This window comes from Pseudomonas sp. XWY-1 (assembly GCF_002953115.1).
Taxonomy (GTDB): Bacteria; Pseudomonadota; Gammaproteobacteria; order Pseudomonadales; family Pseudomonadaceae; genus Aquipseudomonas; species Aquipseudomonas alloputida.
The window spans coordinates 4,392,106-4,405,240 of sequence record NZ_CP026332.1 but is presented as its reverse complement, the minus strand read 5'-3'; the positions used below and the strand labels follow the sequence as shown (position 1 = coordinate 4,405,240).

Genomic DNA, 13,135 nt, shown 5'->3' with positions numbered 1-13,135 from the left:
ATGACAGCCAGAACCCCGACCGGCCTTGGTGGCGATGCCAAGCAACGCCTGATCCAGCAAGCCCTCGCCCGGCGCCGCCATGTGGCTGCCGAGGGCGAGCAGGGCGCCACCCTGGAGCAGGTACAGCAGGCTGCCCTGAAGGTGCCCGAAGCGCACTATCGCTTTGATCTGCACCCGGGGTACCAGCAACTGCGGGTACTCCAGCAAAGCGCCATGCAGTTGGGCGTGAGCAACCCGTTCTTCCGTATGCACCAGGGCACCGCCGGTGCCCAGACGCAGATTGGCGAGCGCGAGTTTCTCAACTTTGCCAGTTACAACTACCTGGGCTACTCCGGCCACCCGACCGTGGCCGAAGCGGCCAAGGCGGCGATCGACCGCTACGGCACCTCGGTGTCGGCCAGCCGCCCGGTGTCTGGCGACCGCCCGCTGCACCGCGAGCTGGAGCGCGAACTGGCGCGCCTGTACGAGGTGGACGATGCGGTGGTGATGGTCAGCGGCCATGCCACCAACGTCACCACCATCGGCTACCTGTTCGGGCCACGCGACCTGGTGGTGCATGACGAGCTGATTCACAACAGCGTGCTGCAGGGTATCCAGCTGTCCGGTGCCCGCCGTCTGAGTTTTGCCCACAACGACTGGCAGGCGCTGGACCGCCTGCTGGGCGAGCAACGCCAGCACTTCGAGCGGGTGCTGGTGGTGGTGGAAGGCATCTACAGCATGGACGGCGACTACCCCGAGCTACCCCGGTTCGTCGAGCTCAAGCATAAGCACAAGGTTTTCCTCATGGTGGATGAAGCTCATTCGCTGGGGGTGATGGGTGCGACGGGCAAAGGTATTCGCGAGCACTATGGGTTGGCTGGCGATGACGTCGACATCTGGATGGGGACCTTGAGCAAGACCCTGGCCAGTTGCGGCGGGTACATTGCGGGCCGCACGGCACTGATCGAGCACCTGAAGTTTCTGGCGCCGGGCTTCTTGTACAGTGTTGGCATGCCGCCGGCGGTCACGGCCTCTGCGTTGGCAGCGTTGAAGCTGCTGGCTACAGACAGCGAGCGGGTAGCGCAAGTGCAGGCGCGAGGGGAGCTGTTCCTGCGCCTGGCGCGTGAAGCTGGGTTGGACACGGCGACCAGTACCGGGTTGGCGGTGATCCCGGTGATTACCGGCAGTTCGTTCAAGGCCGGCCGCTTGTCCAGCGCCCTGTTCGAGCGTGGCATCAATGCCCAGCCGATCCTGTACCCCGCGGTGCCCGAGCATTCGGCGCGGGTGCGGTTTTTTGTGTCTTGCGAGCATACGGAAGAGCAGATCAGGCATACCGTGGCGGTGGTGGCGCAGGAGATGGCGCGGCTGGGGTGAGGGCCACGCCTACAGCCAGATGGCATCCCAGTGTGGGTATTCGCCGACATTGGGTGCCAGGCCGGCCCTGACTGGGTTGGCAATGATGTAGCGAGCGGCGTTGAGCAGTTCATCATCCTTGCGCATGGCGCGATCGCAGTAGCCCGCCTGCCAGATGGGGTTGGTTGTTACGCCAGCCTTGTGCAAGGCAAGGCTGGACCTTGATTTGAAGCGGCGCATCAACGTGGCCAGCGTCACCTGTTTCAGTTCTATCAGCCAATGCACATGGTCGGGCATGACCACCCAGGCCAGCGTGGCGCAGCTGTTTTCCCGGTCTGCCTGGCGCAGGTGATTGACCACCAGCCTGGCCAGGTTGAAGTTGTGAAACAGCGGGCGACGCTGGTGGGTGACGGTTGTCAGCATGTACAGCCTGCCGGGGTGTGAAACCCGATGGCGGCGCAGATGGTGGGCGTGGGCGTAGTGCATGTGGTCATCCTTGAGGCTTCGATCGTTCGAGCCAGCGTAGACGTCCTCATGACGTCAGCAGCGATTCAACCATTGCAGAATGTGCCCACTGACCAGGGGGGACGGTGATTGGCCAGGGATATTGGCTAGCAGGCCCGGCCCTTTCGCGGGTAAACCCGCTCCTACGACGGCGTGCGCCCAACCACGGATGCGTTTCCGTGTAGGAGCGGGTTCACCCGCGAATACGGTGGCGGCAGCAACGGTGAACGGCCAGGGATACTGGCCCGCAGGCCCGGCCCTTTCGCGGGTAAACCCGCTCCTACGAGGGCCTGCGCCCAACCACCGATCTGTGTCCACCCCAGATCAGGTGTAGGAGCGGGTTCACCCGCGAATACGGTGGCGGCAGCTACGGTGAACGGCCAAGGATACTGGCCCGCAGGCCCGGCCCTTTCGCGGGTAAACCCGCTCCTACGACGGTCGGCGCTCAACCACGGATGCGTTTCCGTGTAGGAGCGGGTTTACCCGCGAATACGGTGGCGGCGGCAACGGTGAATGACCAGGGATATTGGCCCGCAGGCCCGGCCCTTTCGCGGGTAAACCCGCTCCTACGACGGTTTGCGTTCAACCACCGGTCCGGTCCGGGCCGGGCGTGGGTCAGATATGCGGTGCCTCATACGCATTCAACTGCTCCACAAACCGCCAATGGCTCTTCTTGCCAAACCCCATCAACCGCTTCAACCGGATATCCCAGCGCATGTGGTGATTGGCAATCCATGGCAATGCAAACAGGTGCGCCCCGCGCCAGGGGATGAACGGGTTACGCCGCAGGCTGGCATAAATCTCGACGCGGTGGCTGGCCTGATGGCTCGCACAGCGGGCATGGAAACCAGACGTGTCGGCCACCACCAGGGTGTTGGCTGGCACCGCAAAGCGACGGGGCGGCGGCAGACCGAGGGCCGCCAGCTCGGGCTCGTCGATGCGGAATGAACCCTCACGGTGCATCTGCTCGCCGGAGCGCGCCGCCCCCAAGCTTTGACGATACTCCCAGGCCAAACGCTCCGGCGTCAGGCGGTGCGAGCCCGGCACATAACTGAACGGCCCTTGGTCATCCGCCACATCGTCCAGGAACAACCACGCTTTCGCCGTGGGGTGGAAGGTGTCGGCATGCAGGCGGGTCTGCGGGTCCTGGTCGGCATTGGCAGCGTCGATCACGATCGACTGCAACTGGTAGGTAATGCCACCTGTATTGGACGACGCATAGGCAATCAGGTCGCGCACCCCACGGTCCGCCACAAACGCCGCACTGGCCGGGTTTTGCGCCAGCACGTCCTGGTCAAGGCTGACCCGGCGGGTAACCGCGCGGCCCTGGCGCATTTCCCAGCCAGTGCTGCGCAATGCACCCAGCTCGGCGCGCAAGGCCGCAAACTGCTCGGCAGGCAGGGCGTTTTCACGAATGAAAAAACCGTTCTGCTCAAAATGCGCACGCTCACCGGCATCCAGCCGCGAGGCCAGCGCATTGCGACGGTAACCTGCCATGGCCATCGCCAACTGACGACGCTGCACATGCAGGCCCAGGGCATTGAGCCGGGCGCTGCCCAGCACCGGGTTGTTCTCGAACGACTTGGCATGGGTAGCCAACTGCAGGCAATGCCAGGGGAGTGCCGCGTAACGGCCGATGTCCTTGATCGAAACAGGCATGATCTAGTCCTTTGATGGGGCCAATGGCCGGCCACAGCCGAGCATGGTCCGGGTATAGTTGAGCAACGGCGCCACTCGCCGATAGGCCACCGGCGCCGGGTGGGGCGCGCTGAGGCAGGCGAGGGCGTGCCAGGCATCGCAGGGCAGGTCTTGCTGGACGTCGGCATAGCGCGCATAGCGCAACAAGGCGCCGGCTACCAACTGGTCCAGGGTTAAACGCCGGGTGCGGCGGGGCAAGGGCTGATGGTCCTCGGTCAGGCCCCAGCCGGCATAGAACGGCGTGCCATAGGTGACCACCGGCAGCCCGCGCAGCAAGGCTTCGAAACCGGCGGTGGAACTGAGCGTATGCAGTGCATCGACCTGGCCATACAGGCTGGCGATGTCCACACCCGCCAGTACCTGATCGGCCAGCCCCACCAGCTGTGCCGGGGCAATGTGCCCGCGGCGCTTGCCGGCTTCCACGTCCGGGTGCGGCTTGTACAGAATCCAGGCATCCGGCAACCGCGCGCGCACCTGTTGCAGCAGCCGCAGGTTGCACCCGGCACCGCCACCACTGCATAGCGCCGAGGCGTCATCTTCGACCTGGCCCACCACCAGTACCCGCAGCTGCCCCGGCTGCCCCAGCAAGGCCGGGCGCACATTGCTGCGCAGGTTGAACTTGCTGGTGCCGCTGGCAACGATCTGCGCCCGCAAGCGCGCCGCTTCGGCCAGGCATGGGGCGTCGAATTCACCCTGCTGCAACAGCTGCTCCAGGTCGCTGGCAGACTGCGCATCGTAATGAATGCCACCCCGGTCCAGCACCAGTGACAGCGCCGGGCTGTTGGTAGCCCCCAACCCCGTGGAGCGCAAGAAACCATCCTCGACCCGCCACACTGGCACCCCCGCCTGGCGCGCACGTTCGGCCAGGCCGGCCGGCTCGCGCGCAGCCCATACCAGCAGCCGGCCCTGTTCGGCCGCTACCTGGCTTATCAGTTGCGGGCTGTCCACGCTGAAGCGCAACTGCCCCCAACGGCTTGCGAAAAAGCGCCGGATGTTGTGCTGCTTGTGCCGCTTCACGCCCAGTACCGTGGTGGGGCCGGCAAACGCAGCATCGCGGGCTTTCTTGCTGGCCAACTGGCGGGCAACGGTCAAGGCATCGGTCAATTGGCCGCTCAATGGGTCGACATAACGGCAGTAACGCACATAGGCCGCCGCCACCAGTTGCACAAGGTCTGGCCGTGCCTGCCGGCGAGCAATGGCCATGCGGTCATCGGTCAGCCCCCAGCCCGCATAGAACGGTAGCCCGAAGCAGGTGACCGGCACGCCCTGGATCAACGCCTCCAGCCCGGCCTGGCTGGTACCCACGTACACGCGCCGGGCACGCCGGGCCAGTGACGCCCAGGCTACCGGCCGCGCCTCCAGCGTTACCCCACGGGCCCGCGCGGCATCCAGCAGGCAACTGGGCTTTTGCCCGCCCAGGCAGTCTGGGTGAATGCGCACGCGCACGTCGGCATCCGGGTTTTCTGCCAGGGCCTCATCCAGCATTCGCACATAGTCGGCTTCGCATAGCCCGCCGCCCGGGATCGAATAATCCCCGGCAGTTTGGTCCACCACCAGCACCAGCGGTCGTTCACGGCCCAGCGGGTCGTCGTCGGGCAGGTCCTGGGCGTTGTTGTACTTGCCGATGCCGCTGCTGCGCATCAAGGCAATCAGTTCGCGGGCGCAATTCAGTTCATAAGCGCTAAGCGCCTCGGGCTGCTGCAGGATGTTTTCCAGCAGCGAAGGGCGGTCAGCCAGGTAGTGGATGCCCACCGGGTCGACCACCATGGACATCGGCGTATCGCCCTCGATGCCCAGCGACGAAGAGCGCAAAAAACCGTCTTCCAGCGCAATGTAGGGCAGCCCCCAGCGCTGGCACAGCACCCGGGCATGGGCCGACGACTGCTTGTAGCCGATACCGGCAATGGCCTTGAGCCCTTTGGGCGCCTTGCGGCCACGGCGCCACAGCCAGAAGGGCGGGCCTTCCGGGCCGAGGAACTGCGGCAGGTGCAGGACCTTCCAGGCCACCCATTGCGACATGATGCCGACCCAGCCGGTGCCCTCTACCAGGGCATCGGGTGGCGAGTAACCTTCGGGCGAGTTGGGTGCAAAGGGCGGTGTGTTGTGCATTACACGGCCCGCCACATGTTGCGCACCGGCGGGAACGGCACCCAGCGCTTGCGGCGCAGGGCAAAGCCATTATGCAGGTACAGGTGCTGCGCCCGATGATTGCTCAGCGGCACCTCCAACTCTACCTGGGTAAAGCCCTGGCCGGCGGCGTGCGCGCAGCACGCCTGCACCAGCGCCGAGCCCACGCCTTGCTGGCGTGCGGCCTTGCTGACCCGCAGCCCGTACAGCAAGAACGGGTAGCGCCATTCGCGCAGCTCGCTCAGGCAGAACCCGATAAACCGCACCCAGCCACTCAACACGCCGAACTCACGCACGAACGGCCGCCAGTGCCAGGCAAACGGCCCGCGCCGGCCATGCTTGAACGCGGCAAAGCCCAGTGCCTGCTCGCCGTCGAAGGCCAGCAGCACACGGTCCCAGTGGATAGCCGACCCCAGCAAGCGATAGCGGCAGGCCGTATTGCCAATCAGAAACGCCAGCGACCCCCGCCCCTCGGTCAGCAAGCGGGCCAAGGCAGGGTCTGCGGCACGCTCCGGCGACAGGTCCGATCCCAAAACGATACGCACCACGTTGTCAGGCTACCCCGGCACTGGCCATGGGCGTGTCCTGGCGGGTTGCCGGCGCCAAGGCATGGGCCAGCAATGTGCTGGAAAGCTGCTGCACCGGCATTGGCCTGGCCCCACAGCCAGGCTGGCGGCGGTTGGACCACACCAGGTAGTCGGTATCACCCGCGGGCGCACCAACAGCCTGGTACACCTCGGGCAGGATCGGCACATGGTCGCCAAAGAAGCACAGCAGCGCCTCGTTCGGCTGGGCCAGCAAGGTTTCGCGCAGCATGCCCAGCATGCGGTCGGCATTGCCGATGTGCCGCAGGTAGGGCGCCAGGTCTTTCATGCCCGGTTGCAGCGGGCGGTCGAACCAGGCGGGCAGCTCGTGCGCGGCTACGCTTTCCAGGTGCAATGGGCCATGGTTTTCCATGGTGACCGCATGGATGAACAGCGGCTGGGTGCGGCCTGGCGCCTGCAGCAGCGCGCGGATTTTGTCTGCCACGGCGCAATCACCAATGAACGGCCCGGCCTTTTGCGAAGCGTTGAACGCCTTCACATCGATGAATTCATCAAAGCCCAATGCCGGCAGCACCTTGTTGCGGCCATAGAAACCACCATCGTACGGGTGGATGCAAATGGTCCGGTACCCCTGCGCCTTGAGCCTGGAGGCGATACTGGGCAGGCCCTGGCGGGCCAGCACCCGGTACGGGTTGAAGCGGTGCACGCCCAGCCGGTCGGCAGGGATGCCGGTAAGGTAGGCGAACTCGGTCCGCACCGTATTGGCGCCCCAGGCCGCCACCTGCAGTTTGCCCCGGGCCAGCGCCTGGCTGGCCAGCAGGTCGTACTGTTCGAGCACTTGCGGACGCACGCCAGGCCACAGCCCACGCACATCGAAGAACGACTCACTCTGCACCGAGACCAAGTCCGGCAGCGCCCCGGCCTGGGCCACTGGCGGCTGCGAAGAGGCCGGCGCAGCCCCACCCGCAAACGGCGAGCCCAGCCCGTCCCGATCCACCGGCGCCCGCGCCGCCCAGAAGTACCGCCACAAGCTGGCCGCCAACCCCCAGCCACGCACATCCTGCTCGGCATCAAAGCTCGGCTTCACAGGCCGATGCCCCAGGCGCAGCAAGCCCAGGCCCAGCGCCAACGGCAGCAACGCCTCAAGCCGCGCGCCCGCCACCTCGAAGCTCAACCCCGCCCACAGGTAAACCAGAAAGCCCACCGCCAGCAGCGCGGCCTTGCCAAAGCCAAAGAACGGCAAGTACAACCGCGGAAACTTCACTGCATCGCTGAAATACTCGAAATCTGCACACACAAACGGCTCGCGCAGCGAGTGATACTTGGCGTTGCTGACCAGCACGATCAGCAGCCACAGCAGCAACACATTCACGCCACTGAACAACGGCCGCGCCGTCAGGGCATACAACAGCCCGAAGGCCACACACCACAGTCCCGCGTGCAGCAGCCAGCAATCGGCCGGGCGACGCAGGGCAGGGCGGGGAACCAGCAGGCGCTCGACCGCGACGGTCAAGCCCAGGCCGATCAAAGCGACCGGCAACATGGAAACATCAATCACTGTACTTCAACCCACGCAGGATCATCGAAGAAAGCCACTGCGGGATAAGCCCCAGCAGCCAGGTGCCCAGGTTGAGCGGGAACGGAAAGCTGATACGCGCCTGGTTCGCCGCCAGCCCGCGCTTGATACGCCTGGCCGCTTTGTCGGCGGTCCACAGAAAAGGTTTAGGCCCGGGCATTTCGAAGCACATCTTCGACTCCACATACCCCGGCACAATCACATTCACTTTTACCCCTTCCGGCGCCAGCCAGTCGCGGATGGCCTCGCCGTACACCCGGATGGCGGCCTTGCTGGCGCTGTAGGTCGGAGTGACCGGCAAGCCACGCCAGCCCGCCAGCGAGCTGAACAGGGCGATCTGCCCGTCGCCTCGGCTGCGCATGGCGGGCAGGGCGGCTTCGACGGTGGCCAGGGCGGCCATCACGTTCACTTCGATCAGGGCGCGGCTCTCGTCCCAGTCTTCCGCTTCGCCATTGGCGCCCACGGCGGTGTTAAGCCCTGCGCCCACCAGCACCAGGTCGGGCTGATGCTGCTCGCTCACCCGGCGCACCATGGCCCGCAGGGCGTCCAGGTCGCGCACGTCGAGGGCCTCCAGCAACACCTGGGCACCCAGGACGCGGCATTGTTCGGCCATTTCGGCCAGGCGGTCCTGGCGCCGGCCTTGCAGGATCAGCGTCACCCCCGGGGCGGCGTAGGCAGGCGCCAGCGCGCCACCGATACCGCCTGTGGCGCCGGTGATGAGGATGCAGCGGGGTGAGGCATGCGAACTCATAGGTATTTTTCGATTCTTGAGGTTTTCGCCATCAGCACTTCCAGGCAGTTGGCCACGGCCATGTCCATGCCGCAGGCGGTGTAGAAGCCGCCGTTGACCTGGGTGGTGTGGATGACCGTGTTGCGGAAGCGATGGAAGAGCTTGATGTCCGGCATGTCCGGTGTGTGCCAGAAATCAGCCAGGCTGCCTTGGTGGGTAAGGCCGGGCATGGCGTAGATAGGGTCGGCCAGGGTGATGGTCGGGCGCCCGTGCAGCAGCGCCGAAGCGCCGGCGGTGCTGTTGACGGTAATCATGCCATTGATGTGCGAGAGCAAGGTTGGCATATGCCCGCTTTCCATGAACTCGACCCGGTCGGCTACATCGTATTCGCGGGCCAGCGCCTCGGTGACGCGCCGGTAGTTGACCAGGCCAGGCGTCAGCGGATGGTTCTTGACCAGCAGGCGGGCATTGAACGGGGCGTGCAGCGAGAACGAGTCGATCACGTGCTCGATGACCTGAGTCATGTTGTCGAACGGCGAGTGATCGCGGATCTGCGCGTCGCTGTCCAACTGCAGCGGCAGCAGGAAGGTGGGCTGGCGCTCACGGGCGACATCGGCGACCAGAGCGTCGTCGCGGCTGCGGGCGCGGAGCAGGCGCAGGCCTTGGCGAATGAAGCCTGCGTATTCCACTGCGGCGTTGAAAGGGGCATGGGTTCGGTAGTTCGGGTAGAAAAGGGCGTTAAGGGCGCCCCCGGTGTGATACATCACATCATGTGCTGCGCGCGCGGTGAACGACAGTTTGAACGAGTTGCCGTTTTGGTAGCGCGGGATGTATTTGCCCACATCGCGGTACCACTCCGGGTCCCGTGGCAAGCGCGAGTTGTTGTTGACGCCGTCGCGCTCCAGAGTGATCCAGTAAGGGCGGAAGTAGCCTTCCTCGAAGACGTGCACGCGAATGCCTTGCAGGCGGGCAAGCCTTATCGCCGTGCGGTGTACCGGGCGGCAGTCGCCGAACAGGACAAGGTCGGTGATGTTCAGCTCACCAAAAGTCTTCGCATAGTAGGCCTCTAAATCAGCTGTTTGCTGGCCACAGCGCTGCCGTGAACCGGAACCATAGAGCACGTCACCTACGTTGAAGCTTATGCTGTGCACCCGCTGATCAATCGAACGAAGGCCTTTGGCCAAACGATTGAAAAAGGGTGAGCTCACGCCTTGTAGAAACAGAAAGCTATTACGCGGAATCCCCAGCAGCGGACGACGCGTCGGCTCGAGAATCAGGCTGCCGGGCGCTTCCTGCCCAGCAAACTGCTCAACCGTCGTTTCAAATCCTGCCATCTGGAAGTTGCTCCGGGCTGCGGTAATGCATGCCAGTGTTGTAGTTCGTAAAGGGTCTGTTCTGCAGTGGTGAAACGATTGGTGATTCGGCTGACGTAGGTGGGATAAAGCAGGAGCGTCGCCGCCACCAGTTCATCCAGCGTTAACGTTCGACAGCGTCGACTTCGCACTTGAGCATCCAGCTCGTTGTCCATCGTCAGTCCCCAGCCGGCATAGAATGGCTGGCCATAGGTGGTAACCGGCACTCCACGAAGCAGTGCCTCGAAGCCCGACTGCGAAGTGAGCACATGCACCTCATCGACCACCGCCAACAGTTGATGCAGGGGAGTGTCGCCGATGACTTCGTCGCACCAGTGCACCGTTTGCGCTTCGTCGCTGCCGCTTGCACGTGTACCTGCCAGTACTTCTGGATGCGGCTTGTACAGCACCCAGGCCTGTGGATTACGTTCGCGTACTGCACGCAGCAACTGCAGGTTGCTGAGAATGCTTGTGCCACCGAAGCGAATCGAGGCATCACCCTCGACTTGCCCGGTGACGAGAATTACCTTGTGCGCATCTGTTGGCCGTTGCCAGGACTTGCCCGGCAGGTTGTATTTGGTCAGCCCCGCGTTGCAGATCGCCAGGCGCAGCTCTTGTGCGCGCATCAATAACTGGGTGTCAAACGTATTGTTGGCGAGCATTTGTTCCAAGCGCGACGGGCGTGTGGCGTCGTAATAAATGCCAATATCATCGATCACCCACGACAGTGGCCGAGCTTTACCAGCGCCTAGGCCGACAGAGCGCAAAAAACCGTCTTCAACGCGGTGGATCTTTTGGGGGTGGCCGAGCAGCTCAAAATCGAGTTTGCAGCCCCAAGTAATGACGGGCATCGACGCAGACACACGCTTCTTGGGTTTGACGAAGCGTATCGCACTGCCGTTGAAGAACAGTTTGGCTAATGGCTCTTTCCAGCGGCTGAAACCGCATACTTGCATCGATGCTGGCATCAAGCTGCGATGGTAGCGTTGCAGGCCTAACCATTTGATCAAAGATTCCGGGGTACTCGGCTCGCCCCGTTCAGGACAGATGTAGCGTGGGTAGCGCACCAAGCTCGCGTGGATCAGTTGGGCAAGACTAATCGGCGAGCGGCGAGAAGGGGCGGGCAGACGATCATCCGTCAGCCCCCATCCGGCATAAAATGGCATGCCCCAGGTATGTACCTGTACCCCCCACAGCAATGCGTCGAAGCCTAGCTGCGAAGTCATTACGTATACCGCGCGCATGCGCGGCAAAAGCTCAGCAGGATGAACGTTCTGAGTTAGAACCATCACCCGCGGGAGCTTTGCTACTGCAGCCAGATCGAAGTGCCCCGACTTACGCCCCGCAACCACGTCAGGGTGGACCTTGAGGAGAATTGTGCTGGCTGGGTAACGAGCCAAAGCTTCATTGAGCATCGCCACGAAATCGTCAGCTGTCGCACCTTGCAACGATGCGTCGCCGAACGTTTGGTCTGCCACTAGTACGCAGTTCGCTGGAAGGGCGGGCACTTCAATACGCGAATCGTTGTATTTCGACACCCGCTGCTCTTGCCAGAGCGCTTTGAGCGCCATCGCTCGTGCTTGCTGCTCGTGAGTGAGGGGCTCAGCGATCAACTGCTCCAGCCGAGAAGGTTGGCGGGCGTCGTAGTAGACACCGACATCATCGACAATCAGAGACAGTGGCGGCTCATCGGCACCTAGGCCTACAGAACGCAGGAACCCATCTTCGATGGTCAGCACCGGCTTTCCGGCTTTGCGCGCAGCGGCCATGGCCAAGTGCGCGCTTGGTTTGCGGCCCCATGCCATTACCCAATCCGCTTCCGAAACGTCAGCCACGACGCCGTTCTGCAGCTCGAAATCGGGCAGCAGCGCAGGCAAAGTTCTGATCTGCTGAGCCCCTTTGGACAGGATCAACAGGCGTTGGCGAGGCAAAACGTCATCCATAAACGTGTAGCGGGGTTCCGTTACCAAGGTCGCAATGGGCAGAAGGCCAAGTATCCAGTGGGCGATTTGAAGCGGCGAATCTTAATACAGATTCAGGATTGTTGGATGGTTTTATTGCGTTTTTTTCCCGGTGAAACGCAATGGATCCGGGTAGATCTCAGAGGATGACATCAAAGTGACATCTATTCACAGCAGGCTGAGGAGGTACTTGTACTTCTCCAGCAGCAGAGGCATGCGATCTCGCTCACGGTACTCTTGGATGGTTTCGGGGCGCAGGCAGTGGTAAAGCGCTGTCAAAAGGAACACATACTGCTGGTTCCGAGCAGCTTCATCAGGATTGAATTTCTCTGGTAGCGCGCTGCGGTAAGCTTCGCTGAACTCCTTCTGCGCTGACAGGAAAAGCGCCATTTCCTTTCGTCGGAACAGGCTTCCCAAATAGGCGCCGCCGTCGAAGCCAATGCGCCCTATCTTGACCTCGCTCCAGTCAATCAGATGCAACTGTCCATTGGTGACGAAGAGGTTTTTGCGTAGGTAGTCCATGTGGCAGATGCAATGTGGACTGCGCTGCGCCGCAACGGCCAGCTTACGTATTAATGGCTTGAACTTATCGAAACGCTCGGCCAATCCAGCAAATAGCGCATCCTCACGCCCAAGTGCAACTAGCCCAGGCAAACATCGCAAAAAATTGAATCGAGGCCTTAAGAGGAACCATGGCCGGAAGAAATCCATGCTCCATAGCAATGGTGCCTTGCTCAGCGATTGATCCCTTATCCAGCTATGGCTAAGGTCTTCCAGTTCAGTAATGCCCAGTGCCAGTTGACGCGCTATCGCGTGCATACGCGGTGGCTTGCCGCGTACAAACTCGGTGAAAATCAAACTCTCCCAGGGCGTTTCGATTACCCCCAGGCATGACGGGTATCTAAAATGTGTGCTACCTGTCAGCATTCCCTCCGCGCGATGCAGTCGCGCCTCCTGACTGCCAAGGAACGCAATCTTACGAATCGATTTTTCTACTAACTCGACGGGTTGCCCGGTACATGGGTCAATCAGGCGGTGGTGGCGCACGTAGTTAACAAACGAGGCATTCGAGGCCAAGTCCTGGCTACTGATGTCCAGCGCCAGCCCCCTCCACTGGGGCATCAGTGCGTGCAAGTGGTTTGCCAGGGGGGCATGGTGCCAGCGGTAGAGCGTCTTGCCCAGTGCAGGCGGGTGAGAAGGGGTATTCATGACATCCAATCAGCAGCAGCCCTTCGTCAATCTATAGCTCTAAAGACGACCATGCTGCGTCATGTAGGGCCAAGACACAACGAAAAATTACAACAAGATGT

The 13,135-nt window shown here is 62.7% G+C and carries 10 protein-coding genes; 1 reads left to right on the top strand and 9 read right to left on the bottom strand.

Annotated features, from left to right (window positions below):
• Positions 1-1,353, top strand: a complete 1,353-nt coding sequence (locus PRJ_RS20545) for an aminotransferase class I/II-fold pyridoxal phosphate-dependent enzyme (RefSeq protein ID WP_104962343.1) — start codon at positions 1-3, stop codon at positions 1,351-1,353.
• Positions 1,354-1,362: 9 nt separating this feature from the next.
• Here PRJ_RS20545 and PRJ_RS20540 read toward each other — a convergent pair whose 3' ends face one another.
• From PRJ_RS20540 to PRJ_RS20495, 9 genes are all read right to left on the bottom strand, one after another.
• Positions 1,363-1,818: a transposase gene (locus tag PRJ_RS20540; protein WP_104962342.1), complete on the bottom strand. Its 456-nt coding sequence runs from the start codon at positions 1,816-1,818 to the stop codon at positions 1,363-1,365.
• Positions 1,819-2,451: 633 nt separating this feature from the next.
• On the bottom strand, positions 2,452-3,495 hold the full coding sequence (locus PRJ_RS20530; protein WP_004577660.1) for a phytanoyl-CoA dioxygenase family protein: 1,044 nt from the start codon (positions 3,493-3,495) through the stop codon (positions 2,452-2,454).
• Between the two features lie 3 nt (positions 3,496-3,498).
• A complete protein-coding gene (locus tag PRJ_RS20525; protein ID WP_104962341.1) occupies positions 3,499-5,643 on the bottom strand; it encodes a capsular polysaccharide biosynthesis protein in 2,145 nt (714 codons plus the stop codon).
• Positions 5,643-6,209 carry an N-acetyltransferase gene (locus tag PRJ_RS20520; protein WP_100773881.1) on the bottom strand — a complete coding sequence of 189 codons (567 nt, stop codon included), beginning with the start codon at positions 6,207-6,209 and terminating at the stop codon, positions 5,643-5,645. The genes PRJ_RS20525 and PRJ_RS20520 overlap by 1 nt, the downstream gene beginning before the upstream one ends.
• Positions 6,210-6,213: 4 nt before the next feature.
• Positions 6,214-7,749, bottom strand: coding sequence for an LTA synthase family protein (locus PRJ_RS20515; RefSeq protein WP_104962340.1), 1,536 nt, complete (start codon positions 7,747-7,749; stop codon positions 6,214-6,216).
• Positions 7,750-7,756: 7 nt separating this feature from the next.
• On the bottom strand, positions 7,757-8,533 hold the full coding sequence (locus tag PRJ_RS20510) for an SDR family oxidoreductase (RefSeq protein ID WP_104962339.1): 777 nt from the start codon (positions 8,531-8,533) through the stop codon (positions 7,757-7,759).
• Positions 8,530-9,846, bottom strand: a complete 1,317-nt coding sequence (locus PRJ_RS20505; RefSeq protein WP_104962338.1) for a capsule biosynthesis protein — start codon at positions 9,844-9,846, stop codon at positions 8,530-8,532. Before PRJ_RS20505 ends, PRJ_RS20510 begins: the two co-directional genes overlap by 4 nt.
• Positions 9,786-11,807, bottom strand: coding sequence for a capsular polysaccharide biosynthesis protein (locus PRJ_RS20500; protein WP_104962910.1), 2,022 nt, complete (start codon positions 11,805-11,807; stop codon positions 9,786-9,788). The genes PRJ_RS20505 and PRJ_RS20500 overlap by 61 nt, the downstream gene beginning before the upstream one ends.
• Positions 11,808-11,993: 186 nt before the next feature.
• Positions 11,994-13,034 carry a phosphotransferase family protein gene (locus PRJ_RS20495; RefSeq protein ID WP_104962337.1) on the bottom strand — a complete coding sequence of 347 codons (1,041 nt, stop codon included), beginning with the start codon at positions 13,032-13,034 and terminating at the stop codon, positions 11,994-11,996.
• Positions 13,035-13,135: the final 101 nt, after the last annotated feature.

Excerpts from the sequence above, each read along its gene's own strand:
- PRJ_RS20545 (WP_104962343.1), top strand. The coding sequence starts at position 1 with ATGACAGCCAGAACCCCGACCGGCCTTGGTGGCGATGCCAAGCAACGC.
- PRJ_RS20495 (WP_104962337.1), bottom strand. The coding sequence starts at position 13,034 with ATGAATACCCCTTCTCACCCGCCTGCACTGGGCAAGACGCTCTACCGC.
- PRJ_RS20515 (WP_104962340.1), bottom strand. The coding sequence starts at position 7,749 with ATGTTGCCGGTCGCTTTGATCGGCCTGGGCTTGACCGTCGCGGTCGAG.
- PRJ_RS20510 (WP_104962339.1), bottom strand. The coding sequence starts at position 8,533 with ATGAGTTCGCATGCCTCACCCCGCTGCATCCTCATCACCGGCGCCACA.
- PRJ_RS20530 (WP_004577660.1), bottom strand. The coding sequence starts at position 3,495 with ATGCCTGTTTCGATCAAGGACATCGGCCGTTACGCGGCACTCCCCTGG.
- PRJ_RS20500 (WP_104962910.1), bottom strand. The coding sequence starts at position 11,807 with ATGGATGACGTTTTGCCTCGCCAACGCCTGTTGATCCTGTCCAAAGGG.
- PRJ_RS20525 (WP_104962341.1), bottom strand. The coding sequence starts at position 5,643 with ATGCACAACACACCGCCCTTTGCACCCAACTCGCCCGAAGGTTACTCG.
- PRJ_RS20540 (WP_104962342.1), bottom strand. The coding sequence starts at position 1,818 with ATGCACTACGCCCACGCCCACCATCTGCGCCGCCATCGGGTTTCACAC.
- PRJ_RS20505 (WP_104962338.1), bottom strand. The coding sequence starts at position 9,846 with ATGGCAGGATTTGAAACGACGGTTGAGCAGTTTGCTGGGCAGGAAGCG.